The following is a 25,959-nucleotide window of genomic DNA, read 5'->3' on the forward strand; positions in this document are numbered from 1 at the left end:
TCCACGGCTCGTCCGGCGCGGTGTGGATCACTACACCTGTAGTGACTCTTTGAGGAAGCCACGTTCGGCGCGGCTGTGACACTGCGGCTGTAGTGGTACGGCTGCGGCAATCGCGTTCGGCGCGGCAACAGCGCTGCGGCTGTAGTGGTCTGCTCGGCTGTCGGGCTCCGGCTCAGCTGAGCAGCGCGAGCTTGCCCGAGCCGCGGATCACCAGGTAGGCGTACATCCCGCCGCAGAAGCAGGCGAACACCAGCAGCGCCAGCGCGATCGGCGCGCGCAGGTCCTGCGAACCCGCCGAGGTGTCCGGCATGGTGACCGAGACGACGCCGTCCGCCGGAGCGTCGTCCGGGACCAGCACCTGGAGGCGCTCGTCCTTGCCGTGGCCGCAACTGTCGAGCGAGCCCTGGCGCGGCTTGCCGCCGAGCTGGAACGAGACCGATTCGGCCGCCCCGGGAACGGAGCAGTCGACGGCCTTGGTGATCTGGGCGTCCACCGGCGAGCCGGGTGCCTTCGCCTGGATGCCGAGCAGCCCCGGTCCGGCGAGCCACGCCAAGAGCACGACGAGCACCCCGACCGCGACGGGGATGCCCACCTGCAGCCACCGCTTGACGGGACTCTTATGCGGGGGTTCGGAGACCTGCACGACGCCATGCTTCCAGATGCCGGGGGCAAAACCCAGTGAGGTGCCCGCGCACGGGGGACCCCGACCGAGGCGACACCCCGGACACCCACCGCAACCGCTCGCCGTCCCCGGCTCCACTCGCACCGAACATCACGCTGGGTTCCGCCCCAACGCCGCATTGGGCGCATCCCACGCACCCGCCGCTAACAGCCAACCCTCGGCTCCTCCGCCCAGCGCCTCACGAACAACCGCACCAACGCCACATTCGGTGCGCTCAGCACACCCAATGTGGCATTGGGGGAGGCAGCAGCGCGGTGTGCAGCGGACTTGCAGCCGCATTGCTCACCAGCACCGGCACGGAACACCGGCCGAGACGAGCCGCAGGTCTATCCGCTCCCGCAACAGCACCGCTCGCCAGGCCAACAGCAGACGCGACACCCACGCGCCGCGGACTCTGCTCCCGCTACAGGAAGACCCCAGCGAACCAGCCCGACCTCAGCGTTCGATCTGGTCGACCTGCGTGACCTTCTTGACGTACAGCAACCGGTCCCCCGGTTCCAGCGCGTCCGCTTGCGGGGCGTCCACCCGGTAAAGCACCCCGTCGCGCACCACGCCGAGCACCGTGTCCGGCAGGTGCCTCGGCGATCCGCCTTCCTCGCTCGGCTCGATGCTGCGCTCGGCGATCGCCAGCCCGGATTCCGGCGTCAGCAGGTCCTCGACCATGTCCACCACGAGCGGGCTGGACGTCGCCATTCCGAGCAGCCGCCCGGCGGTCTCACTCGACACCACGACCTGGTTGGCCCCGGATTGCTTCAGCAGGTGCACGTTTTCCGCCTCGCGCACCGACGCCACGATGTGCGCTTTCGGGGCCAGCTCGCGCGCGGTGAGGGTGACCAGCACGGCGGTGTCGTCGCGGTTCGGCGCGACCACTATGGCTCGCGCGTGCTGCACGCCCGCGACGCGCAGGACGTCCGACCTGGTCGCCGATCCGTGCACGGTGACGAGCCCGAGCGCGCTCGCCGCGTCCAGCGCCTGCTGGTCGGTGTCGACGACCACAACGCGGTTGGCCTGCACCTCCTCGTCGCCGAGCAGCGCGTTGACCGCCGAGCGGCCCTTCGTGCCGAAACCGACGACGACGGTGTGGTCACGCACCTTCGTCCTCCACTTCTGGATTTTGAACGCCTGCCGGGAGCGCTCGGTGAGCACTTCCAGGGTGGTCCCGACGAGGACGATGAGGAAGAGCACCCGCAGCGGCGTGATCACGATGACGTTCACCAGCCGCGCGGACGCGGTCGCCGGGGCGATGTCGCCGTAGCCGGTGGTCGAGAGGGAAACCGTCGCGTAGTAGAGCGAGTCGAGGAGCGAGAGGCCGTCGCCGTTCGCGTCGCGGTAGCCGTCGCGGTCGAGGTAGACGATCAGCACGGTGGCCAGCAGCGCCAGCAGCGCGCCGATGATCCGCTTGACGATCGACCGCATCGGGCTGACCGTCAGCTCCGGCATCCGGATCACGCCGACGAGCTCGTGGTCGGGCCGGTCGTTCAACCGGACGTTCAGGGGCAGCCGTTTCAGGGCCTTCATGCACCGGCTCCCCGCGGGCGTTCGGCGTCACTCACAGCCGGGAGGATAACCCAAACGGAGCACCCGCACACCCGTCGCAAGGATCATGCTGTGGCAGGCTTGCCGCATGTCCGAGCCTCGCGCGTCGCAACGTCCGGCGCATCTTCTCGCTGCTCTGCTGGCCGGGGCGGGCGTCCTGCACTTCGCCCGGCCGAAGCCGTTCGACGCGCTGGTCCCGAAGGAATTGCCCGGTGACCGGCGCACCTGGACGTACGCGTCGGGCGCCGCCGAGCTCACCGTCGCTGCCGGGATCGCGCTGCCGCGCACGCGCCGGCTGGGCGGGTTGGCGGCGGCGCTGCTGTTCGTTGGAGTGTTTCCGGGCAACGTGAAAATGGCACTGGACTACCAGCGACGCGGCCGTCCTGCTCGGGATCGCGCGGTGGCGTGGCTGCGGCTGCCACTGCAGTGGCCATTGGTGAGCTGGGCGTTGACCGTGCGCGATCGGGCCTAGCTCTTACTCCTGCGGAACGTTGCGCAGCAACGCCCGCAGGCCTTCCGCGTCCAGCAGATCGGCCGGACGCAACGTGTGTCCATGTCGGACATAGTGGAAGGCCGCGCGCACCCGGTCCACCGGCACCTTCTTCAACGCCGCCCACGCGAGCCGGTACGCGCCGAGCTGAATGGCCAAGGCCGGCAAGCGTTCTTCGGACGGAACGGAGCCCGTCTTCCAGTCCACGACGGTCCAGCCGCCGTCGGGATCCGCGTACACCGCATCCATCCGCCCGCGCAGAGTGATGCCTTCGACGTCCGCGGAGAACGGCACCTCTACGGCCACCGGGACCCGGTCGGACCATTCGCTGCTCTCGAAAGCTTCTTGCAGGGCTTCGAAATCCGTGTCCGGGGCCTCGCCGACGTCGGCCGCACCGGGAAGGTCGTCGATCTCCAGCAGCCGGTCGCCGGAGAACCGTTGTTCCAGCCAGGTGTGGAACGCGGTGCCACGGCGGGCGAACGTGTTGGGCGGCAACGGAAGCGGGCGGCGCAGCCGTTGAGCGAGAGCGTCCGCGTCGGACGCCAGGTCCACCAACTGGCTCACGCTCAGCTGTGCGGGCAGTACAACCCGGTCCACAGTGGATTGTGCACGGGCGCGTTCGGCGAGGAGGACGTCGGTGTCGGCGGCCCAGCCGTCCGGGTCTTCCGGATCGATGACGTCCTCGTCGTCTTCGAAATAGTCGTCGTCGGGCAGGTAGCCTTCTTCGTCCTCCGGCTCCGGCGGCAGCGGGATTTCGTCGTCGTCGGCCGCGGGCAGCGGCTCAGCTTCCGGCTCCGGCTCGGGTTCTTCTTCCAGGGCGGCCATTTCCGCCAGCACCAGCTCTACGCCGGCAGCCACGCCGGAACGCCGGTCGCCCAGCGGGTCCACCGGCCACTGCGCCGTCCGGGAGTCCGCGACCAGCGGGTTCTCGTCGTCCTCGGCCGGTTCGTCCGCCCAGGCGTCCACCACGCCGAGCGGCGGATCGGCCTCGTTCATCACCTCGGCGATTTCCGACAGGAAGATCGACGGCCCTTTAGCCCGCGTACTGCTTTCGTTCCACCAATGCCCGGAAACAAGCAACGCACGCTCGGAACGGGTCAGCGCGACGTAACACAGCCGACGTTCCTCGTCGGCTTCGCGCGCGACGAACCCTTCCTCGTGCAGTTCCAGCGCTTCCTGCACCTCCTTGCGGTCGTAGCCTTCCGCGATCTGCAGCTTCGGCAGATCCGCCGCATCACCGCGCAAATGCGCGGGCAGCGCAGTAGAGGTACGCAACCACGACGACGAACGACGCTTGCCGGGAAACACCTCGGCGACCAGGTGCGGGACAGCGACCACTTCCCACTCCAGCCCCTTGGCGGAGTGCACAGTGAGCACCTGCACGCGGTCCGGAACCACTTGGACCTCGCCAGGCGTGAGGCCGTCTTCCGCATGTGCCGCGGTGTTGAGGTAGTCCACAAAGGACAGCAGGGTCGCAGTCGGCGCGGTCTCCGCGTAATCGGTGACGACTTCGGCGAACGCATCCAAATGCGCGCGACCCGCTGACCCGGGACGGGCGAGCGATTCGACGTCGAGCAGCATCGTGCGTTCGACGTCCGCCACCAATTCCGGCAGCGACTGGTCCAGCCGACGACGCAACGCGGTCAATTCCGCGCCCAGCCGGCGAATTCGCCGGTACCCCTCGGCGGAATAACGCTCGGGGGCACCGGGGTCGTCGACGGCGTCCATCAGCCCGGCCTGTTCCGCGCGTTCGACAACCAGTTCCGGTTCGTCGCCCTCCTTCGCACGCGGCTCGGGCGAGGTGAGTTCGTTGGCCCGCCGCCACAACGCCGCGACGTCCGCCGCCGCGATCCGCCAGCGCGCGCCGGTCAGCAGCCGCGCTGCCGCGCTGCCGGCCAGCGGATCGGCGAGCACCCGCAGCGTGGACACGAGGTCGGCGACCTCCGGCTCGTCCAGCAATCCGCCCAGGCCCACGACCTCCACCGGCAGTCCGCGCATGCGCATTTCCGCCGCGATCGGCGCCATGTCAGCGCGTCGACGCACCAGCACCGCCGCGGTCGGCGGCTTGCCGGATTCCTCTTTCACCGCATGCCAACGCCGCGCCATCGCGTCGGCGACCCACTCGCGTTCCGCGCGCACGTCCGGCAGCAGCGCGACCGCGATGTCCGCCGGACCGGCACCATCGCGCGCCCGAAGCCGTTCGACGCCAAGTCCGCGCTGCCGCAACGGTTCGGAGATCGCGTTGGCCAGCTCCAGGATTTCCGGCGGATTGCGGAAACTGGTGAGCAGCCCGAATTCGTGCGCGGTTTCGAGCCTTTCCTCACCGCGGCGCGGAAAGTCCGTGGTGAACCGGGGCAGGTTCGCCGCACTCGCGCCGCGCCAGCCGTAAATCGCCTGCGCCGGGTCGCCGACCGCGGTCACCGGTATCGGCGGATGCTCAACACCGCCGAACAACGACCGCAGCAACACTCGCTGCGCGTGCCCGGTGTCCTGGTATTCGTCCAGCAGCACGGCCCCGTACCGCTCACGCTCGCCCGCGACCACCGCCGGATATCCGTCGGCGAGCTGCGCGGCCAGCGACATCTGGTCCGCGAAGTCGAGCGCGCCTTCCGCCCGTTTGCGCCGATGGTAATCCTCGACCAACGGCAGCAAAGCGAGCCGGAACCGTTGCGCCGCCAGCACTTCCTGCAATTTCACCGGAAGCGTCGCACGCTGGCCTTTGGCGCGGGGAGCGTTCTCGATGATCTCGCACAGCCACTCGGAGTACTGCGCGAGCTTCTCCGTCGAAATCAGATGCTCGCCAAGTTCACCGGCCAGTGCGAGCAGCTGCGCGGTGACCGTCGGCGGCACCCGGTCGGTGTCCAGGTCATTGTCCCAGGTGGACACCACGCGATGCGCGAGCTGCCACGACGAAGTCTCCGACAGCAACCGGACGCCAGGCTGCACCGGAAGCCGCAAACCGTGTTCCGACAGCAACCGTCCGGCATACGCGTGATAAGTCAGGACCGTCGGCTCGCCCGCGACCACAGTGGCCCGCAACGCGCCCGACGGATCGATCCGCTCCAGCAGCCCCGAACCGGCGAGGCGCCGCAACCGCGCCCGCACTCGCTCTCCGAGCTGACGCGCGGCCTTCCGGGTGAAGGTCAAGCCGAGCACTCGCTCCGGGCTCACGATTCCGTTGGCCACCAACCAGACCACGCGCGCGGCCATGGTTTCGGTCTTCCCCGCGCCCGCGCCCGCGACGACCAGCGACGGCTCGACCGGCGACGCGATCACGGTTGCCTGCTCGGGCGTCGGACGGTGCAACCCCAGTGCGTCGGCGATTTCCGCGGGCCCGACGGGGTTGGCGAGCACCACCGGGCTCACGGTCCGGTCACCTGACGGCCCTCCGGGCGCAACGGGCAGCAACCGCGCGCCGGGCACCGGTCGCAGTCGGCGTTCTCGTGCGCCTGGTAGTCCGGACCGACCGCGGCGGCAGCGGCCGACCGCACGAGTTCCAGCCACTCGCGCCCGCTGTCCTCGTCCATCGGCGGCTGGTCCCGTTGCGTGGCACCGGTTTTGTTGTTCCCCTTCGCGACATACACGAGCTTCGCGCCGCCGGGCGTGTTCTTGCCCTCGACCGCGCCCAGCAGCACCGCCAGCTGGTACGCCGCGAGCTGCGGATGCTTCTCCGCGTCCGCACCGGACACCGGGACCTTGCCGGTCTTGATGTCCACGATCACCGGGCGGCCGTCCTTGTCCATCTCGACCCGGTCGACGCGTCCGCGCAGCAGCACGCGCACCTCTTCGTCGCCCATCGGCAACTCGACCTCGATGTCCTGCTCGACCCCGGCCTCAATCAGCTCGCGCCGCGACATTTCCAGCCACGACACGAAGTTGCGCAGCATTTGCTCCACCCGCGACCGCTCGCGCCGGGAAAACCACGGCGCGCCAGCGTCCACGCGCACCCACGCCTCGTCCAGCGCGGCCTGAATCTGCTCCTCAGTGCTGCCGCCCGCGATCGCCTGCGCCAAACCGTGCACGAGAGTTCCGGTAACCGCCGCCAGCTGTGCCGGATCGCTGCCGCCGTGTCGTTCGATCAGCCAGCGCAGCGGGCACTTCACCAGAATTTCCACAGTGGACGGAGAGATCCGCATCAGGTCGCCAGGCCCGTGCACGGGGTCCTCGGTGGACGCATCCATCAATCCGTACCAGGTGCCCGGATGCGCCCCTGGAACCCCAGCGGCAGCCAGCCGGGCGAGTTGTTTCGCCGCCCGCTTCCGGCGTTCTGGATCCGCCTTGTCGTCGCACACGACCTCGCGCAACTCGCCGACCAGTTCGGCCAGCACGAGCGACCGGCCCGGCGGTTTCATCCGGGAATCGAGCATGCCGTCGTCGGCGCCGTTCTCCTCCAGGTCGTCGAGGAAACGGGACGGCTGCTCGTCTTCTCCGGCCACCGCGGTCACCAGCAGCGTCCGGCGCGCCCGGCTCGCCGCTAGATAGAACAGCCGCCGCTCCTCGGCGAGAATCGGTGCGATGGCGGACACCTTGTCGTGTTCGTCCACTCCGGACAGCAGATCGACCAGTCGCTCGACGCCCAGCAACGAGCCACGCAGCCGCAGGTCCGGCCACGCACCCTCCTGCACCCCCGCGACCGCGACCACTGTCCACTCGCGACCCGCCGACGCGTGCGCGGTGAGCAGCGAAACCCCTTCGCCCGGGATAGCCGACGGAGCGAGCGTATCGCCCGCGATGTTCTGCGACGACAGGTAATCCGCGAACGCCGCGACACTCGCCTTGGGCAACCGGTCGACGTACCGTCCTGCCGCATCGAACAACGCCACCACAGCGTCCAGGTCACGGTCAGCCTGCGCGCCGAGCGAGCCGCCGCGATCCACCAACCGCAGCAACCGTTCCTGCAGCCCACTCGCCTGCCACAGCTCCCATAGCACCTGCTCGACGCCTTCACCGCGGCTCACCGCTTGGTGCGTAACACTCAGCAGCTTCCCGACCCGACGAACCGGCAGCGCCTCGTTGTCAGCCAGACCGACGAGAATGTCCCCGCCGCGCAACGCTTCCACCAGCAGTTCGTCGCTCGACCGCTGCCCGCCGCCAGCCAGCTCCAGCCGACGGAGACCGCGCCGCAACCGACGCAACGCCAACGGATCAGCCCCGCCGAGCGACGACGACAGCAACATTTCCGCGATATCGACGTCCAGCAGTTCCGGCTCCGCCGCGATCCGCAACACCGCCAGCAACGGCCGTACCGCGGAGTGTTTCGCCAACGGCAATTCCTCGGTAGCCGAGCCGATCGGCACCCCGGCCGCACGCAAGGCGCGTTGCAGCACAAGGAAAGTCCGCGCCGGAGACCGCACCAGCACCGCCATCTCCGACCAGGGCACCCCGTCCACGAGATGCGCCCGGCGAAGCTGGTCGGCGATCCAGCTGGCCTCCGCCGCTGGAGTCGGCATCAGCCGCACCCGCACTTTGCCGCCGCGTTTTCCCTGCGGCGTAACCAACTTCCGATGCGGGGACGCACCAGGCAAGGTCGCGCCGAGCTTCGCGACCGCCGCCCGGACCGTCGGAGCGAGCCGGTGCGACGTGGTCAGCATGACCGTCCGGTCGCCGTCGTTGTCGGAATCGGCGAACAGCTTCGGGTCCGCACCGCGGAAGGAAAACACCGACTGATCCGGATCGCCGGCCACCACGAATTCCTCCGCGGTGTGCCCGATCGTGCGGATCAACTGGACCTGCAACGGATCCAGGTGGTGCGCGTCGTCCACGAACAAATGCCGGACCCGGCCTCGCTCGCGTTCGCGCAGTTCCTCGTCGTCCTCCAGCGCGAGCAACGCCGACGTCACCAGCTCCGCGGCGTCGAGCGCGGGCGCGGCGGGCAGGCCGAGCGCGTTGCCGCCCGCCCCCTGCAGCTGGGTGACCTCCTCGTACTGCGCCCAGAACTGCCCCGCGGCGACCCATTCCTCGCGGTCCTGGCGACGTCCGAGTTCGGTCAGGTCCTCCGGCCCGAGCCCGCGCTCGGCGGCCCGCATCAGCAGGTCGCGCAGCTCCTCGGCGAACCCGGGCACGGTCAGCGCCGGACGCAACTGCTCCGGCCACCCGGTCGCGCCCTCCTCCAGGTCGCCCTCCAGCAGCTCGCGCACGACGACGTCCTGCTCGGCTCCGGCCAGCAACCGCGGCGGCGGCAGCTCCTCGGCGCGAGCTTCGAGGCGCAGCAAGGAAAACGCGTACGAATGCACTGTGCGCACCAGCGGTTCACTCACCGTGCGCGGCAGCGGAGACCCCTGATCCGGGTCCGACATGAGCCGCCGCGTGAGGTCGGCCCGCAGCGCGTCCGCCGCCCGACGGGACGTCGTGAGCAGCAGCACGCTCTCCGGATCCGCCCCCTCCGCGATCCGGCGCGCGGCGGCGGTGGCGAGCAGCGCCGTCTTGCCGGTGCCCGGCCCGCCGAGCACCCGGCGGAATCCGGAGGGAGCCGACAGCAGCCGGCGAGCGTCCTCGTCCCAGGTGAACGAGGGTGCGGCGGGGACCGGCGGGCGCACCAGCCGCGCCTGCCCGTTTCCCGCTCTCCGCACGTGCACATCAGCGATGGAACCATGCCCGCTCACCCGGGTGGCGCACCGGCACACCCCTCGGCGGGACTATCCTCGGCTGGGTCATGAACGACGAACTGCACGAGCGGATACGCGCAGTCATCGCCGACGTACCCGCGGGGACAGTCGCGACGTACGGCGACGTCGCAGCGCTCTCCGGTGCTCCCTCTCCGCGCATGGTCGGCCGCGCCCTCGCCGAGGACGGCCACGACCTGCCCTGGCACCGCATCCTCCGCGCGAACGGGACTCCCGCGCCGCATTTGCTGCACGAACAGCTCGAGCGGTTGCGCGCCGAGGGCGTGCTGGCGGACGGCCAGAAGGTGGACCTGCGGAAGTACCGCTGGCGTCCGGACGGGGACGAGCCGAGCGAGGACGAGCCGCCCGGCTTGTTCTAGCGCTCCCGGACGGCCGTTCCCGGACAACCGCCCTCACCCGGCGGCTTACGGGCGCGCTGACGCTTACGAGAGCCCCTGCGAGGCATCCGCCCCAATGCCACATTCGGTGCGCCCAATCCACCCAACAGAGCACTCGGTGCGTCTAGCGCACCTCGTGGCATCCGGTGTCCCAGCGCACCCCAGGTGGCACTCGGCGCGAATCGGCTTCGACTCGCCGCAAAAAGAGCCGCTCAGGCCGCAGGCTGGCAGCCGAGCCCTCGCCCCATTCACGCGAGACGCCGCGACGATCAGGCTCGGAATTCGAGCGGCACCGCTCCGGGCAAGGCCAGCTCGCCGCCGCCGAAAGCCGGTCCTGCTGGGAAAAGCGTGGCGTCCGCCATCCTCTCCAGGCGTAGCCCGGCGCGACCATTTTAGGTTAGCCTCACCTCATGAGCGTCCTGACTTACCACCACGGCAGGGTCACCGCGGTCCGGCGGATCACCCCGCACATGGCCCGGGTCACCTTCGCCTGCCCGGGGCTCGCGGCGGCGGGCCCGGTGGCGCCGGACGCGTACGTGAAGGTGTTCTTCCCGCTCCCCGGCGACGAGGAGCCGCAGCTTCCGCCTACCGAGACGGGGGATGACGACGTCCTGTCCTGGTATCGCCGGTACCTCGCGATGCCCGACGACGTCCGGCCGCCGATGCGGACGTACACGGTGCGCGCCGCGCGTCCGGAGAGCGGCGAGGTGGACGTCGACTTCGTGTTGCACGAGGAGAGCGGCGGCCCGGCGTCGACGTGGGCCGGGCAGGCGGAGGTCGGCGACCGGGTGGCGTTCCTCGGGCCCCACGGCCTGTACGACGTGCCGGACGGGACGACATGGCAGCTGCTGGTCGGCGACGAAACGGCGTTGCCGGCGATCGGCGGCATCCTCGAGAGGCTGCCGCAGTCGGCGCGCGCGTCGGTGTACGTCGAGATTCCGGACCACGCGGAGCGACAGACCTTCGAGACCAACGGTGCGGTCGAGGTGCACTGGGTGGTCCGCGGTGCGCGTACGCACGGCGAAGCGCTCGTGGACGCCGTACGCGCGGCTGAGCTGCCCAGCGGCACGCCGTACGCATGGGTTTCCGGCGAAGCAGGCGTCGTGAAGCTCGTTCGGCGCCACCTTGTCCGCGAGCGCGGCTTCGACAAGACAGCCATCTGCTTCACCGGGTACTGGCGGCAAGGACTCAGCGAAGAAGCCGCGGGACGACAGCAGGCCGAAGCGTCCTAACTGAGCTTCGCGACCACCAGCTTCACTAGCGCGCCTAGCCGCTGACGCTCCGGCTGCAGCGTGCTGATTCCCGCTGTCTCCAACGGTGCCGCGGTCACCGGACCAACGCACGCGCAGACGACCGTGCCGCTGCGCAAGGTCTCGCGCAGCTCTGCGCCACGACCGGATTCGTCGGCGAGCGCCAGGAAGTTCGTCGCGGCCGGGGCGCTGGTGAACACCAACGCGACCAGTTCGCCGGCCAAAACTTCACGGATCAACGAGAACACCGGTTCCGGATCCGGCGGCGTATGCCAGCGGTAGGGCTGCACGGCGAGCACCGACGCCCCGGACACAGCGAGCGGATCGGTGAACTCCGGCAGCGGTGAGCCGTGCAGTTGCACCGCCACGCGCGCGCTCTCGACACCGGCTTCGGTGAGCGCGCCGAACAGCTCGTCGTTGGTTTCGCCGGGCGCGGAGTACTCCTCGCGCAGGCCGACGCCCCGCACCGCGCCGACCGCTTTCGGACCGCGCGCGAAAATGCGCGACCCGGCCAGGGCGTCCAGCAGTGCGTCGCGAAGGCCCCAGCCTTCGGCGGCGTCGAGCCAGCCGCGGAACCCGGCTCCGGTGGTGACCGCGGTGAGGTCGATCGGCGCGGCGAGCACGGCTTCCGTGCCGCGGCGCAGTTCCGGATCGTCGGCCAGCGGGACGATCGTGATCGTCGGCGCGTGCCGCACTTCCGCGCCGTGCCGGAGCAGTGCGCCGATCAGGTCGTCCGCGCGCCGCTCGGCCGTGACGCCGATCCGCACGCCGTCCAGCTCACCCATTCGCCTGCCTCATCTCCTGCGAAAATTCGCCCGCCGGCGAGCAGAAACCCTGCCCCGGCATCGGTCAACTCGTCCGCACGCCGTCCCGCTCACTCATACGCCTGCCCCATCTCCCGGATCGCCGCCGCCAGCTCCGTCCGCAGGTCCTGCGGCGCGAGCACCTCCAGATGAGGCCCGAACCGCAACAGTTCGCCAATCGCCGGTTCTCCCGGTTCGACCGGCAGCTCGATCGTCAACCATCCGTCGCCGTCCGGTTCCGCTCCGGCGGCGACCGCCTCGCGAAGCGCCCGGGCGCCGACGCTGCCCGCATAGAACGGTACGAGAGCCTGTGCACGCGGCGACAGGCGGACTGTCGCCTTTCGGGGGTACATCCGGCGTTCGAACTGCTCGGACCACTCCTGCCAGTAACGAGCGAGGTCGAATTCCGCCGGTCGCTCGAACTCCTCGCCGAGGTCGGTCAGCTCGTGGATGCGCGAAATCCGGTAGGTGCGATCGGTCCCCTCGCACCGGGCCGCGAGGTACCAGTTGCCCGCTTTGAGGATCAGCCCGAGCGGCTCCAGCACCCGTTCGACCTCGCGCTGCCCCCACCGTTCGTACCGGATCCGGATCCGCCGCCCAGCCCACACCGCGTCGGCTACCGCGGACAGGGTGGGCAGGCTTTCGATGCCGCGATGCCAACCGGGTACGTCGAGATAGAAGCGTTCGGCGACGCGGCCGGCGCGGCTGCGCAGCTCTTGCGGCAGCGCGGCGTACAGCTTCAGCTGCGCCGCCGCCAGCACCGTGCCGAGCCCCAGCTCGGCGGCCGCCACCGGGAGCCCGGCCAGCGCCAGCGACTGGGCTTCGTCCTCGTTGAGCCCGGTCAGCCGGGTCCGGTAGCCGTCGACCAGCTGGTAACCGCCGCTGCGGCCGCGGTCGGCGTACACCGGCACGCCCGAGGCCGACAGCGCCTCGATGTCCCGGTACACCGTCCGGACCGAAACCTCCAGCTCAGCGGCCAGTTCCTCGGCGGTCATCCGGCCGCGGTTCTGCAGCAGGAGAAGCACGGTGAGCAGACGGCCGGCACGCATGCGAAGAGTATGGCGGAAATACCTGACACAAGATGGCAGGTATGGCTGATTAAGTGAGCGGCATGAACACGTTTGGCATGACGAAGTGGGAAGAGCACGTGGCGAGCGGCGAGGAGGGCGGCCCCCGCGTCGCCTACGTGCACGCCGCGATGGAGTACTCGGGCGTGATCCAGGGTGCGGCCACCGGCGACTACCTGCTGTACTACCCGGGCGAGGGCTACGACGGCGGCGCGACCACGTCACCGGGCTACGACCGGTTCGAGGGCGCCGTCGACGGCCGTCGCGGCACGTTCATCGTCCGCCAGGAGTGGGGTTTCGACCCGAAGAGCATCCGCTCGGAATTCGAGGTCGTGCCCGGCTCCGGGACCGGCGAGCTGACCGGCATCCGCGGCACCGGCACGGTGCACGGCGTGCTGGGCGAACAGACCGTGTCGTACACCTTCGACTACACGCTCTGAAGGAGGCCGGGATGCTGGAGGTGTCGCGCAAACAGGCGCTGGCGTACCGGATCGCCGAGCAGGGGCTGCACCGCTCCGTCGCCGATCCGTACGACCTGCCGCTGCTGGACCTCGGACTGCAGGACAGCATGCGCGACACCGCCCTGCTCTCGCTGGCGGCCCGGATGCCGGATCCGGTCACTCCGGAGTCCCTTGTGGACGATCAGCGGCTCGCCCTCGTGTGGTCGCACCGGGGCGCGCCGCATTTCCACCGGCGCACGGATCTGCCGGAGCTGGCAGCCGCGTTGGTGCCGATTGACGAGCCGGACGCACTGGCCCGGATGTTGTGGCAGAAAAAGGACATCCAGGCCGTCGACGAGTCGCCGGTGGACATTATTTTCACGACCGCCCGGGCGATCCGCAAAGTGGTCACCAAGCCGATGACCAAGGGCGCGGTGAGCACGGAGATCACGAAACTGCTGCCGCCCGCGTACAGCCGATGGTGCCGTCCGTGCAACGCCACCCATGTGCACGAACAGCTCATGCGGATCGCGGCCCTCCACGGCGGTGCGCGGCTCGAAGCCGGGCAGAGTCCGGCGACGCTCGCGCCGTTGGAGGAGCGCGGACGGCTGTCCACGCGTCCGGTTCCGGCGGCGGTTTCGCGGGTGCTTGAGCAGTATTTGCGCTTCAACGGACCCGCGACGCCCGGTGACGCGGCCGGTTTCGTCGGCACCGCGAAGACTTGCATCCGCGAGACTTGGCCCGATGCGGTCACCGAGGTCAAGGTGGACGGTCGGCGGACGTTCGTGCCGAACGACCGGCTGGCCGCGTTGGAGAACCCGCCGTCGCCCGCTGGAGTGCGTCTGCTGCCGCCGCTCGATCCGTACACGCAGGGCCGCGACAAAGCCGTACTCGTTCCGGACAAAGCGCGGGCGAAAGAGGTGTGGAAGATTCTCGGCAGCCCGGGCGCGATTCTGGTCGACGGCGAGATTCTGGGCACTTGGCGCATGAAAGCGTCCGGAAAACGGCTGACCTTCGCGCTCACCGAATTTGACCCGCTTCGCCGCGCGGACCGCGCCGCCGCCGAGGACGAGGCGGCCCGGGCCGCGTCCGCCCGGGGTTACCCGGACTTTTCCGTGACGTGGGCTTGACCGGCGGGCTAAAGTTCTGACGTGCTGAAATGGCTGCTCGACTCAGACCCGGCGCTGCGCTGGCAGGTCGAACGGGACTTGGCGGGCGCGCCGCCCGAGGTCTGGACGGCCACCCGGCACAAGATCGCGACCGAGGGCTTCGGCGCGCAACTCCTCGCGCGGCAGGACCCGGACGGACAGTGGGCCGGCGGTGCTTTCTTCCCAGCTCGATTCGAACCCGGCCCGGACACCGGACAGCCGTGGACAGCCACCACCTGGTCACTCAATATGCTGCGTGAATGGGGGATGGATCCGGCGGTATTGCGCGCCAATCGCACCGCCGAATTGATCGCCGAGAATTCCCGGTGGGAATACCATGATCTGCCGTACTGGGACGGCGAGGTCGACGTCTGCATCAACGCCTGGACACTCGCGAACGGCGGCTGGCTCGGCGTGGACGTCTCCCAGCTCGCCCATTGGTTCCCCGAACACCAGATGGCCGACGGCGGCTGGAACTGCGAATGGGTCGACGGGTCGAAGCGCTCGTCCTTCCACTCGACGATCAACGCGGTGAAGGGCTTGCTCGCCTACGACGTCGCGACCGGCGGCACCGACGAGACGCACGCCGCCCGCCGCGCCGGCGAGGAATACCTGCTGGAACGCCGTCTCCTGTACCGGCTTTCGACCGGCGAGCAAGTGGCGTCCTGGGTCGACCATTTCGCTTATCCGGTGCGGTGGCACTACAGCGCGATCAACGCGCTCGAGTACTTCCGCGAGGCCGCGATCGTGGACGACATTCCGCCGGACCCGCGTCTCGCCGACGCCGTGGAGCGGGTTCGGGCCGCCCGGCAGCCGGACGGAACCTGGTTGCAGGCTGGCCGGTTGCCCGGGGACATGTGGTTCGAGGTCGACGTCCCGGCCGGGGAGCCCTCGAAGTGGCTGACGCTGTACGGCACCCGGATTCTGTCCTGGTGGGACTCCGCACAGTCCTAAACAGACCGTGCTACGCGAAAGCCGACGTCGTCAACGCGGAACGTCGGGTGACTCCGACGGCGCACCGACACCCGGACGCTCCAGTGTTCGTCGGCCCATCCGCCGCCCTTGAGCACTCGGTACTCGCCGTACACCGCCGGGTCGTAGAGATCCCAGCACCAGTCCCAAGCGTTGCCGAGCAAATCGTAAGCACCCCAAGCGTTCGGCTGCTTCTCGCCGGGAGGATGCAGCCGGCCGCCGGAATTCCCTTCGTACCAAGCGATCTCGTCCAGGTCGCCATACCTCGGGCCCGCAGTGCCCGCACGGCAGGCGTGCTCCCATTCGGCTTCAGTAGGCAGCCGGTAGCCGGGCGCTGACCGATCCCAGTCCACCTCGTTGCCTCCCACCAGGTATGCGGGTGGCAGTCCGTCCCGTTCGGACAGCGTGTTGCAGAACCGCACCGCGTCCAACCAGGACACCTCGACGGCAGGCAGCTCTCCGCCGCCGTCGTACTGCTCCTGGGTGACCGGGAACGCGCCGAGCTCGAACGCGGGCACGTCGACTGTCCAGCTACGTTCTGTCCGCCGGTCGGTGAGCGTCACCGTTCCCGGCGGAATGGGGACCATCCGCACCGTGCCGAGGTTAGCCGATCGGCGCTGGGGTGTCGCCGGGATTCACGGCGAGCCGATAACCGCGTTTGACCACCGTCTGCACCACTCCGTTGCCGCCGAGGGACGTCCGCAACCGGCCGATCGCCGTCTCCACCGCGTGCGCCTCGCCGCCGGACGGAAGCTCGGCCGACAGCTCCCGGCGCGCGACCACCCGGCCGGGCTGCCGCGCGAGAGCCCGCAGGAGCGCCATCGGGGCCGGAGCGATCTCGCGCCATTCGCCGTCCACCAGCGCGCCGGTACCGCGGATCTGCAGCACATGTCCAGCGACATACAGCGTCGGCGAGGCGGTGACCAGTGCGTCCGCCACCGTTCTCGCCAGCGCGCCGATCCGCGACCGTCTCGGTTGGACAGTCGGAATGCCCAGCGAAGCGAGCGGCGCGGCCGCGATCGGACCCACGCACGCCACGACCACCCGGTTGCTCAACACCTCGATCAACGCCGCGAGACGACCGGTCCGCCGGGCCATCGCGACGGTGGACGCGGCAGCCGGCGCGCTCGTGAACGGCAACGCGTCGATCGTCCCTTCCAAGACCGCGTCCAACAGCCGGTCGAGCGGTCCCGGATCGGCTGGAGCGACCCAGCGGTACACCGGGATCTCGATGACCTCGGCGCCCGCCTGCCGAAGAGTCTCCGCGAAGTACGGCAGCGGTTCACCGTGCAACTGCACCGCGATCCGCTTTCCGTCCACTCCGGACTTCGTCAGGTGCTGCAGCAGCTCCGCGCTGCTCTCCGAGGCGGGCGAATAGTCCTCCGCCAGCCCCGCGGTCCGCACTGCTCCGGCCGCTTTGGGGCCCCGGGTCAGCAACGACGCATTCGACAGATGGTCGAGGACCTTTTCACCGAGGCCCCAGCCCTCCGCGGCCTCGATCCAGCCGCGGAAGCCGATCCCGGTCGTCGCCACCACAATGTCCACTGGCGACTCCAGCAACCGCATCGTCGCCGCGTGCAGCTCGGTGTCGTCCGCCAGCGGCACGATCCGGATCGCCGGCCCGTAACGGACGGCAGCACCCTGGCGTACGAGCAGCGCGCCCAGCTCTTCAGCTCGGCGCGCTGCCGTAATGCCTACCGTGAACCCGGCCAGAGGCCGGACGTCAGTCACGGCGAGCCCACCTCGATCACCCCGTCCCGTACCCGAACCGGGTACACCGGCACCGAAACGCCTTCCGCGTCGAGACACGCGCCGGTGCGGAGCGAGAACCGTTCTTTGTAGACCGGCGACGCGACCACCGGCTCTCCCCCGGCGTCGCCGACGATCCCGCGCGACAGCACCGCCGCCCCGCTGCACGGGTCCCAATTGGACAGTGCGTACCAGCCGTCGCCCGCGTGGAACACCGCCACCTGCTGGCCGTCGATCAGCGCCGCGGCTCCGGAGAACTCCGGGATGTCCGCGGCCGCGCACACCGCGGTCCAGGATGAAGTCATGGTCATCGCCGCACCTCCGGAACTCCCAGCAGCACCGGGATCTTCTGTTCGCGCTCCTCGCGGAACGAGATCGACGGGTCCGGCGTGCCCGGCGCGTTCACGAACGAACTGAACCGCGCCAGCTTGTCCGGGTCCTCCAGCACCCCTCGCCATTCGTCGGTGTAACCCTCGATGTGCTTGGCCATCGCCGCGTCCAGGTCCTCGCAGATGCCGAGGCTGTCGTCCACGATCACCGCGCGCAGGTGGTCGAGTCCGCCGTCCAGCTCCTCGATCCACGGTGCCGTGCGCTGCAGCCGATCCGCCGTGCGCACGTAGAACATCAGGAACCGGTCGATCGTGCGCACCAGCGTTTCGGTGTCCACATCGGACACGAGCAGCTCCGCGTGCCGCGGCGTGGCTCCGCCGTTTCCGCCGACGTAGAGGTTCCATCCGTGTTCGGTGGCGATCACGCCGAAGTCCTTGCCGCGCGCTTCGGCGCATTCACGCGCACACCCGGACACTCCGGCCTTGATCTTGTGCGGCGAGCGCAGACCGCGGTACCGCAGCTCCAGATCGATCGCCAGCCCCACGCTGTCCTGCACGCCATACCGGCACCAGGTCGAGCCGACACAGGATTTGACCGTCCGCAACGACTTGCCGTACGCGTGCCCGGACTCGAAGCCCGCGTCGACCAGTCGCCGCCAGATGTCCGGCAGCTGGTCCACAGTGGCCCCGAACAGGTCGATCCGCTGTCCGCCGGTGATCTTGGTGTACAGCCCGAAGTCCTGCGCGACCTGCGCGATCACCATCAGTTTCTCCGGCGTGATCTCCCCGCCGGGAATTCGCGGCACCACCGAATAGCTGCCGTTGCGCTGCATGTTCGCGAGGAAGCGGTCATTCGTGTCCTGCAGCGCCGCCTGCTCGCCCTCGAGGATGTGCCCGTTGCCCAGCGTCGCCAGGATCGAGGCCACCGCGGGCTTGCACACCGCGCACCCGGTCCCGGAGCCGTACCGGCTGACAATCTCGCTGAACGTCGTCATCCGCGTCGCCTGGATGATCTCGAACAGCTCCGCGCGAGACTGCGTGAAGTGTTCGCACAACGCCTTCGACTGCTCGACCCCGCACGCGTTCAGCAGCTTCGCCAGCATCGGCACACACGAACCGCACGACGTTCCCGCGCGCGTGCACGCCTTCAGCTTCCCGACGGAGTCGCAGCCGTCCTCGGTGATCGCCCGGGTCAGCGTGCCCTTGGAGACCCCGTTGCACGAACAGACCTGCGCCTCGTCCGGCAACGCGTCCACGCCGACCGCCGCACCGCCACCGGCGGGCGCGAGCAACGCACCCGGGTCGGCGGGAAGCGGACGGCCGACCAACGCCCGCAGCGTGTTGTACTCCGCCGCGTCGCCGACCAGGACCCCGCCGAGCAGCGTCCGGCCGTCGTCGGTGACCACGAGTTTCTTGTACGTACCGGCCACGGCGTCGTTCACCGCGACTTCCAACGCACCTTCGGTGGCCGCGTGCGCGTCGCCGAAACTGGCGACGTCCACGCCCATCAGCTTCAGCTTGGTCGCGGTGTCCGGCTCGGGGAAGCTCGCCGTGGCACCGGTGAGCTGCGCCGCGACCACCTCCGCCATCGCGTATCCCGGCGCGACGATGCCGTACACCCGGCCCTCGACCGCCGCGCACTCGCCGATCGCGTAGACCGCCGGGTCGCTGGTCCGACACGTCGAGTCGACCAGGACGCCGCCGCGCTCGCCGACGTCCAAACCGGACTCACGAGCCAAGTCGTCCCGGGGGCGCACACCGGCGGAGAAGACCACCAGGTCGACGTCCAGCTCCGTGCCGTTGCCCAGCCGCGCCAGCAGCCGCGATCCGTCGGCCTCGATCGCGTTCGTCGAAGTTCCGGTGTGGACAGTCACGTCCAGGTTCGTGATGAGCCGCCGGAGAAGACCGCCGCCACCATCGTCGACCTGCAAGGGCATCAACCGCGGTGCCATCTCCACCACGTGCGGCGACAAGCCCATGTCCCGCAATGCCTTCGCTGCCTCCAGACCGAGGAGACCGCCGCCGATCACCATCGCTGCCCGACGGCCGCGGCCCTGCCGTTCGGCTGCCGCGCGGATCGCGTCGAGGTCCTCGATCGTCCGGTACACGAACACGCCGGGCAGATCCCGACCCGGCACCGGCGGGACGAACGGGCGGGAACCGGTCGCCAGCACCAGCGAGTCGTACGGCTGCACGTGCCCGGAATCCGTCGTCACCGTCTTGGCGTCGCGGTCCACCGACACGACCACTTCGCCAAGCCGGAGCTCGACCGCGTCGTCGTCCGCGTAATCGGAACCGGGCAACGCCAACGCGGCCGGATCCCAACTGTCCACATAGGAAGTCAGCGCGACCCGGTCGTAAGCGGGACGGTTCTCCTCGCCGATGACGACGACCCGCCACTGGCCCGCCGCGTCTGCCGCACGAAGTGCCTCCACGAACCGGTGCGCGACCATGCCGTGCCCGGCAACCACCACTGTAGGCATTTCAGACCTCCGCTCCTGCCAACGCCACCTGCGCGCGCACCGCCGGCTTGCGCAGATAGCCGAACCACGTCACACCCACGCACACCGCGTAGAAGACCAGGAATCCGACGAACGCCGGAACACCGCTGTGCGCGGTGGCGAACGACTGCCGGAACGCGAGGTTGATGAACAACCCGCCCAGCGCGCCGATCGCGCCGGCCAGCCCGATCAAGGCTCCGGACAGCCGCCGAGCGTTGCGCAGTTCCGCCGCCTCGTTGGCACCGGCCTGAATCGCGGCACGCGCCTTCACCTGGAAGATCGCCGGGATCATCTTGTACGTCGATCCGTTGCCGATTCCGGTGAGCACGAACAGGACAATGAACGCCGCGGTGAATGTCGCCAGCGAATCAGTCGAAGAAGCCAGCACCAGCACCACGGTCGCCAGCGCCATCGCGCCGAACGTCGCGAAGGTGACCCGGCCACCACCGATACGGTCCGAGAGCCACCCGCCGATCGGCCGCGAGAGCGAACCCAGCAGCGGACCGAGGAACGTCACCGCGGCCGCCTGCAACGGCGTCCGGCCGAACTGGTTCTGCAGCACCAAACCGAAGGCGAAGCTGTAACCGATGAAGGAACCGAACGTGCCGACGTACAGCAGCGACATCACCCAGGTGTGTCCATAACGGACTACCTCGCGCATTGCCTTCGTGTCACCGCGGACGCTGACCAAGTTGTCCATGAACAACGCTGCGCACGTCGCGGCGATGACGATCAGCGGAAGGTAGATGTACAGCACCAATCGCGGCGCGGTCGCACCCGCCGTCCCGATGACGAGAAGCCCGACGAGCTGAATCACCGCGACGCCGAGGTTTCCGCCTCCGGCGTTCAACCCGAGCGCCCAGCCCTTGTGCCGTTCGGGATAAAAGGTGTTGATGTTCGCCATCGACGACGCGAAGTTGCCACCCCCGACACCGCCGAGCGCGGCCATCAGCACGAAGGTTCCGAGCGAGGTGCCCGGGTGCAGCACGATCGCCGTCAGCACCGTCGGAATGAGCAGCAGCAGTGCGCTGATGACTGTCCAATTGCGACCGCCGAAGCGCGCGACCGCGAAGGTGTACGGGATCCGCATGATCGCGCCGACCACCGTCGGCGTGGAGACGAGCAGGAACTTGTCCGCCGCGCTGAATCCGTAGGCCGGGCCCATGAACAGCACTACGACCGACCACAGGGTCCAGACCGAGAAGCCGATGTGCTCGGAAAACACGGAAAACCACAGATTGCGCCGGGCGACTCGCTTGCCGGTCGTTTCCCAGAACTCGTCGTCCTCGGGATCCCAGTGCTCGATCCAACGGCGGGTCATGGCGTCCTCCTCGTTACCGGGGGCGGTCATTGCGCGGCCAGCCAGTCCGCGACCGCGCCGACCGTGTCGCGGCAGCTGCCGCATCCCGTGGTGGCGCGGGTGGTACGGGCGAGTGCGGCAGCGTCGGTGGCGCCACCCCGCCAGGCTTCGATCAGGCGGCCTTTGGTCACCGCGTTGCAGCGGCAGATCACCGTGGACGCAGGAAGATCCGCTGGGCTGGCCGCCGTCGGCGCGCCCGCGGGCATCGCGCGGCCGAGCAGCACGGCGAGCCGGTCTTCGGGTACTGGCGTGCCTCGGTCGTGCAGCTGCGTCACGGTCGCGGCCGCGTCCGGGAGGCCGAGCAGGATCGCACCGGTCACGCGGTCGCCGCGGACGACGAGCTTGCCGTACCGTCCGCCGGACGGATCGTCGAAGGTCACGACCTCGGCCGCGGCGTCCTCGCTGGTCACCTGCGTTTCGCCGAGCGCGGCGAGGTCGATGTCGCGCGCCTTGAGCCGGGTGACCGTGCGGGTGCCGCGATAGCGAGCCGTGGCGTCCGCGCCGGTGAGCAGATCCGCGAGCACCACCGCCTGTTCCCACGCGGGCTGCACCAATCCGGCCGGCGCACCCGGGTGCCGGGCGCAGTCGCCCAGCGCGTGGATCCGGCCGTCGGAAGTCCTCAGCAGATCGTCCACCAGAATCCCGCGGTCCACCGCGAGTCCAGCGGCTTCGGCGAGCGACGTCTCCGGTCGCACCCCGGCCGCGACGACCACCAGGTCCGCGGGAACAAAGCTGCCGTCGTCGAGTTTGAGGCCGTCTCCGGGAAGGTGCCGAGCGGCCGTCACCTCGAACCGGAATGTCACACCCAGCTCGGCCAGCCGGCGCGCCAGCACCCGCCCGGCGCCGGAATCCAGTTGCCGTTCCAAAACATGCGGCTGCGGATGCACCACCGTCACGTTCGCGCCGCGACCCGCCAGCCCTCGCGCGGCCTCCAAGCCGAGCAGCCCGCCACCGAGTACGGCGACCGGCGCGCCCGGACGTGCGGCGTCCACGATGCGCGCACAGTCGTCCAGCGTTCGGAACGCCACGACCTCCGGCCCGAGTTCGAGGCCTTCGACCGGCGGCATCCAGGGTGCGGCCCCGGTCGCGAGGACGACCGCGTCGTAAGGGAAATCCTCGGTTTCAGTGCGGACCAGCCGCCGTGCCGGGTCGATCTGCGTCACCCGCGTTCCGAGCCGCAGGTCGACCCGCGTCTGCGCCGCCCACTCGGAATCGTGCAGCCGCACCGTGTCCGGGTTCATCCCGCCAGCGACCACAGTGGACAGCAGCACCCGGTTGTACGCCGGATGCGGCTCCTCGCCGAGCACAGTCAGCCGTACTCGGTCGCCTTCCGGATCACGCCTGCGGATCTCGTCCGCCAGCCGGGCCCCGGCCATCCCGTATCCGATGATGACGACGTTCCGCGCGCTCATGCTTCCGCCCTCGCCAACGACACCGCGCACACCTTGAACTCCGGCATCCGGCTCACCGGGTCGAGCACCGCGTTGGTCACCAAATTCGCCCGCGCCGCACCGGGAAAGTGGAACGGCATGAAGACGAGGTCCGCGCGCATGGACGACACACAGCGCACCTGCGCGACTGTTTCCCCGCGTCGCGACCGCACCACCGCGCGGTCGCCGTCGGCCAGCCCGGAGCGCGCCGCGGTATCCGGATGCACCTCGACGAACACCTCCGGAACGACTGCCGTCAGTTCCGCGATCCGGCGAGTCTGCACACCGGATTGGTAGTGCTGCAGGACGCGACCGGTCGTGGCCTGCAACGGGAACGCCTCATCCGGCAACTCCGCTGGTCCACTGTGGTCAACGTCCGCGAATCGCGCCCGTCCGTCCGGATGCGCGAAGCCGTCGAGAAACATCCGCGGCGTGCCCGGGTGTGCTTCGTCCGGAACCGGCCAGTGCAACGCTTCCCCGGAGCGCAACCGTTGGTAAGTCACGCCGGAGTAGTCCGCAGCTCCGCCCTTCGACGCGGCGCGCAGCTCCTCGAAGACCTCCGCCGCGTCATCCGGAAACCGCTCGACGGGCTGGCCAATACGGACCGCGAGATCACGCAACAGCGAAAGATCGCTGCGCACTCCGTCCGGCGGCTCAATCGACCGCTGTCGCAAGAGCACTCGACCTTCGAGGTTGGTCAACGTGCCTTCTTCTTCGGCCCATTGCGGCACCGGGAAAACCACGTCAGCCAGTTCCGCGGTCTCCGACAAGACGAAGTCCGCCACCACGAGAAGATCCAGTCCGGCCAAGCGTTCCTGCACTCGGGACGAGCGCGGAGCCGATACCACCGGGTTGCTCCCGAACACCAGCAACGCCTTGATCGACTCTCCCAGCTCGTCGAGCAGCTCGACCGCGGACCGGCCCGGACCCGGCAAGCTTTCCGCTGGCACACCCCAGACCTCGGCGACATGCGCACGCGCCGCCGGATCGTCGATCTTGCGATACCCCGGCAGCTGATCCGCTTTCTGCCCGTGCTCGCGTCCGCCCTGGCCGTTGCCCTGTCCGGTCAGACAGCCGAAGCCAGACCCGGCGCGACCGGGCAATCCCAGCGCGAGAGCGAGGTTGATCCACCCGCCGACGGTCGCGGTGCCGGACGCGTGCTGTTCCGTCCCGCGCCCAGTCAGTACATACGCGTTGCCAGCCCGGGCCAGCATTTCCGCGGCCTGACGCTGGTCCGCGGCCGAGACCCCGGTGACCCGCTCGACCCGTTCCGGCCACCAGGTCGCGGCGATGCGCCACATCTCGTCGAAGCCGGCCGTCCGAAGATCCACATAGGACTTGTCCAGGTGGCCTTCGGCGACGACCGCGTGCAGGATCCCCAACGCCAGCGCGAGATCCGTACCCGGCGCGGGTGCGAGGTGCAGCGCGGCCCGCTCGGCCGTCGGTGTGCGGCGCGGGTCGATCACGATCAGTTCCGCGCTGTCCAGGTGCTGCATGAACGGCGGCATCGTCTCGGCCGGGTTCGCGCCAGCGAGCAGGACGACGTCCGCTCCCGCGAGATCAGTGACCGGGAACGGAAGTCCGCGGTCGACGCCGAACGCGCGCATCCCGGCCGCGGCGGCGGAGGACATGCAGAAGCGGCCGTTGTAGTCGATTTGCGACGTCCCGAGCGCTACCCGGGCGAATTTCCCGAGCAGGTAAGCCTTTTCGTTGGTGAGTCCTCCGCCGCCGAACACGGCGACCGAGTCCGCGCCGTGCTCACGACGCGAGGCGAGCAGTTGGTCCGCGACGAAATCCAGTGCCTCGCCCCAGGAAACCGGCTGCAGTTCTCCGTCTCGGCGGAGCAGCGGCGAGGTCAGTCGTGCGCCGGACTTCAGCAGGGCGCCGGCGGTCCAGCCTTTCTGGCACAGGCCGCCCGCGTTGACCGGGAAATTTCTTGGAGTGACCCGGGTCTCGTCAAGGCGCATCCCGCACTGCAGAGCGCAGTACGGGCAATGTGTGTCGACGTGCGGCACAGGCGCTCCTCGGATCGGCGATGACCCGACGGTAAGGACGCTGTGTTACCTCGACGTGCCGGAATGTTTCAGGGAGTTGACATTGCCCGCCGTCAGGGCGGGGTCGCGCAGTGAGTCAGAGGATCGCGCTGACCTCGCGGGCGGCCGCGCGCAGGCCGTCCAGTGCGGCGTTGGTGGAACGAGGGTCGAGCGCGTGCGAGGCTAGACGGAAGAGAATGGCACGCAGGAGGAGCTGGGGCCACTCGGGAAGGTGTGCCCAGCGTTCCAGGAGCGCTCCGGTCGCCCCGCCCCAGATCAGCGAGTCGACCGCGGCGATCGCCGCGCCCCATTCGCCGGGGCGGTAGTAGGCGACGAAATCGACTACGCCAGGGGCCGCGTCGCCGTCGAAGAGCAGACCGGCGAGGAGTTCGCCGTGGGCCACCTGGTGCGGAAGTTTGATCGGGCGGCGGGACGGGGCGAGGATTTCGAACCAGCGGCCGCCTTTTTCCTCGGGAAGGGGGCGGTCCAGTTCTTCCCAGGCGATGCGGTCGGCGATGGCGTCCCGGTCGTCGCGGGACGAGAGGAAGTCCGGACGGGGCAGATCCGCGGTGGCTCGGTGCAGGCGGACCGCGGCCAGGACCGATTCCTCGCAGCGGTGTTCGGTGGTGCCGGGGAGGTACCGCCACGCTGACCAGTCGCCGACGATCCAGCGGCCGTCCCTCGACCGCACCGGCTTGGCGATGCGGAGGCCGGGGTCGTCGGCGAAATCGAGGGCTCGGGCGGTCCAGAGGGCTTGGGAGCGGTCGGTGACGCGTTTGAAGACCACGTCCCCGGCGTGCCAGGTTTCGGAGTCCGGGAGCAGGGTGATGGCGCCGGCGTCGCTGCCGAACGCGGAGCAGACGCGTTCGGAGGGACGTTCGAGGGTTGACCGCACAAAGGGGGAGGTTACCCCGGTGAGGGGTGGGTTATTGCGGAGACTCGCTGGTCATGGGTGGTTTCTCGGGTGCGGGGGTTGGTGGGGTCGGTCGGGCGGCTCGTCGCCTGGCGGCGACATTGCGCAGGGGCGGGGCGTGGGGCACCCCGAAGCTGGATTGTGCTGACGGTTCGGGGGTGCTTGTCAAGGCGGGGAAGATGGCTTGACAAGCACCCCCGAACCGCAGGGAGGCTTCGTATCGGGGGGCGGGGGGGGGGGGGTCGGGAGAGCGGGG

At 69.5% G+C, this 25,959-nt stretch carries 20 protein-coding genes; 6 read left to right on the forward strand and 14 right to left on the reverse strand.

Going from position 1 to position 25,959, the window contains the following annotated elements:
- Positions 1–172: 172 nt before the first annotated feature.
- Positions 173–592, reverse strand: a complete 420-nt coding sequence (locus tag H5411_RS18595; RefSeq protein ID WP_101440776.1) for a hypothetical protein — start codon at positions 590–592, stop codon at positions 173–175.
- Positions 593–1,117: 525 nt separating this feature from the next.
- Entirely contained in the window at positions 1,118–2,200 is a 1,083-nt protein-coding gene (locus tag H5411_RS18600) for a potassium channel family protein (protein ID WP_101435713.1), read from the reverse strand.
- 106 nt (positions 2,201–2,306) lie between these two features.
- Between H5411_RS18600 and H5411_RS18605 the strand changes: the two genes are divergently transcribed.
- Positions 2,307–2,690 carry a DoxX family protein gene (locus tag H5411_RS18605; protein WP_101435714.1) on the forward strand — a complete coding sequence of 128 codons (384 nt, stop codon included), beginning with the start codon at positions 2,307–2,309 and terminating at the stop codon, positions 2,688–2,690.
- A gap of 3 nt (positions 2,691–2,693) precedes the next feature.
- On the opposite strand, the gene H5411_RS18610 is transcribed toward H5411_RS18605, so the two are convergent.
- Together H5411_RS18610 and H5411_RS18615 are read right to left on the reverse strand one after the other, a co-directional pair.
- Positions 2,694–6,074, reverse strand: a complete 3,381-nt coding sequence (locus H5411_RS18610) for an ATP-dependent helicase (protein WP_101440777.1) — start codon at positions 6,072–6,074, stop codon at positions 2,694–2,696.
- Positions 6,071–9,244 (reverse strand): ATP-dependent helicase, encoded by a 3,174-nt coding sequence (locus H5411_RS18615; protein WP_183124457.1) that lies wholly within the window; start codon positions 9,242–9,244, stop codon positions 6,071–6,073. The genes H5411_RS18610 and H5411_RS18615 overlap by 4 nt, the downstream gene beginning before the upstream one ends.
- Positions 9,245–9,360: 116 nt before the next feature.
- Between H5411_RS18615 and H5411_RS18620 the strand changes: the two genes are divergently transcribed.
- Positions 9,361–9,690, forward strand: a complete 330-nt coding sequence (locus H5411_RS18620) for an MGMT family protein (RefSeq protein WP_101435716.1) — start codon at positions 9,361–9,363, stop codon at positions 9,688–9,690.
- A gap of 428 nt (positions 9,691–10,118) precedes the next feature.
- Positions 10,119–10,940, forward strand: coding sequence for a siderophore-interacting protein (locus H5411_RS18625; protein ID WP_101435717.1), 822 nt, complete (start codon positions 10,119–10,121; stop codon positions 10,938–10,940).
- Here the strand turns inward: H5411_RS18625 and H5411_RS18630 are convergent.
- Positions 10,937–11,743 carry a uroporphyrinogen-III synthase gene (locus H5411_RS18630; protein WP_101435718.1) on the reverse strand — a complete coding sequence of 269 codons (807 nt, stop codon included), beginning with the start codon at positions 11,741–11,743 and terminating at the stop codon, positions 10,937–10,939. The two genes, H5411_RS18625 and H5411_RS18630, sit on opposite strands and share 4 nt — an antisense overlap.
- 89 nt (positions 11,744–11,832) lie before the next feature.
- The gene (locus tag H5411_RS18635; protein WP_101435719.1) at positions 11,833–12,810 is read right to left on the reverse strand and encodes a helix-turn-helix transcriptional regulator; all 978 of its coding nucleotides are present in this window, start codon (positions 12,808–12,810) and stop codon (positions 11,833–11,835) included.
- Between the two features lie 62 nt (positions 12,811–12,872).
- Here H5411_RS18635 and H5411_RS18640 point away from each other — a divergent pair, with 62 nt between their 5' ends.
- Genes H5411_RS18640 through H5411_RS18650 form a run of 3 tightly spaced genes read left to right on the forward strand, consistent with a single transcriptional unit; the run spans position 12,873 to position 15,370 of the window.
- Entirely contained in the window at positions 12,873–13,268 is a 396-nt protein-coding gene (locus tag H5411_RS18640) for a DUF3224 domain-containing protein (RefSeq protein ID WP_101435720.1), read from the forward strand.
- 11 nt (positions 13,269–13,279) lie between these two features.
- Positions 13,280–14,398 (forward strand): winged helix DNA-binding domain-containing protein, encoded by a 1,119-nt coding sequence (locus H5411_RS18645; protein WP_101435721.1) that lies wholly within the window; start codon positions 13,280–13,282, stop codon positions 14,396–14,398.
- A 21-nt stretch (positions 14,399–14,419) separates the two neighbouring features.
- The gene (locus H5411_RS18650; RefSeq protein WP_101435722.1) at positions 14,420–15,370 is read left to right on the forward strand and encodes a squalene cyclase; all 951 of its coding nucleotides are present in this window, start codon (positions 14,420–14,422) and stop codon (positions 15,368–15,370) included.
- Here the strand turns inward: H5411_RS18650 and H5411_RS18655 are convergent.
- The 8 genes from H5411_RS18655 to H5411_RS18690 all read right to left on the reverse strand — a co-directional run bounded on the left by H5411_RS18655 (position 15,367) and on the right by H5411_RS18690 (position 25,685).
- Positions 15,367–15,981 (reverse strand): formylglycine-generating enzyme family protein, encoded by a 615-nt coding sequence (locus H5411_RS18655; RefSeq protein ID WP_312878420.1) that lies wholly within the window; start codon positions 15,979–15,981, stop codon positions 15,367–15,369. The two genes, H5411_RS18650 and H5411_RS18655, sit on opposite strands and share 4 nt — an antisense overlap.
- Positions 15,982–15,991: 10 nt before the next feature.
- Positions 15,992–17,119, reverse strand: coding sequence for a uroporphyrinogen-III synthase (locus H5411_RS18660; protein ID WP_183124449.1), 1,128 nt, complete (start codon positions 17,117–17,119; stop codon positions 15,992–15,994).
- Positions 17,116–17,448 carry a nitrite reductase small subunit NirD gene (gene nirD, locus H5411_RS18665; protein ID WP_376772177.1) on the reverse strand — a complete coding sequence of 111 codons (333 nt, stop codon included), beginning with the start codon at positions 17,446–17,448 and terminating at the stop codon, positions 17,116–17,118. The genes H5411_RS18660 and nirD overlap by 4 nt, the downstream gene beginning before the upstream one ends.
- Complete coding sequence (nirB, locus tag H5411_RS18670; RefSeq protein ID WP_183124450.1) at positions 17,445–19,949, reverse strand: nitrite reductase large subunit NirB; 2,505 nt, start codon at positions 19,947–19,949, stop codon at positions 17,445–17,447. The genes nirD and nirB overlap by 4 nt, the downstream gene beginning before the upstream one ends.
- A gap of 1 nt (position 19,950) precedes the next feature.
- Positions 19,951–21,288 (reverse strand): nitrate/nitrite transporter, encoded by a 1,338-nt coding sequence (locus tag H5411_RS18675; RefSeq protein WP_246369055.1) that lies wholly within the window; start codon positions 21,286–21,288, stop codon positions 19,951–19,953.
- Positions 21,289–21,314: 26 nt separating this feature from the next.
- Positions 21,315–22,739, reverse strand: a complete 1,425-nt coding sequence (locus H5411_RS18680; RefSeq protein WP_183124452.1) for an FAD-dependent oxidoreductase — start codon at positions 22,737–22,739, stop codon at positions 21,315–21,317.
- A complete protein-coding gene (locus tag H5411_RS18685) occupies positions 22,736–24,772 on the reverse strand; it encodes a molybdopterin oxidoreductase family protein (protein WP_183124453.1) in 2,037 nt (678 codons plus the stop codon). The genes H5411_RS18680 and H5411_RS18685 overlap by 4 nt, the downstream gene beginning before the upstream one ends.
- A gap of 115 nt (positions 24,773–24,887) precedes the next feature.
- The gene (locus H5411_RS18690; RefSeq protein WP_101435730.1) at positions 24,888–25,685 is read right to left on the reverse strand and encodes a TIGR02569 family protein; all 798 of its coding nucleotides are present in this window, start codon (positions 25,683–25,685) and stop codon (positions 24,888–24,890) included.
- Between the last annotated feature and the right edge of the window lie 274 nt (positions 25,686–25,959).

The sequence above is a fragment of the Amycolatopsis echigonensis genome, assembly GCF_014174495.1.
Taxonomy (GTDB): Bacteria; Actinomycetota; Actinomycetes; order Mycobacteriales; family Pseudonocardiaceae; genus Amycolatopsis; species Amycolatopsis echigonensis.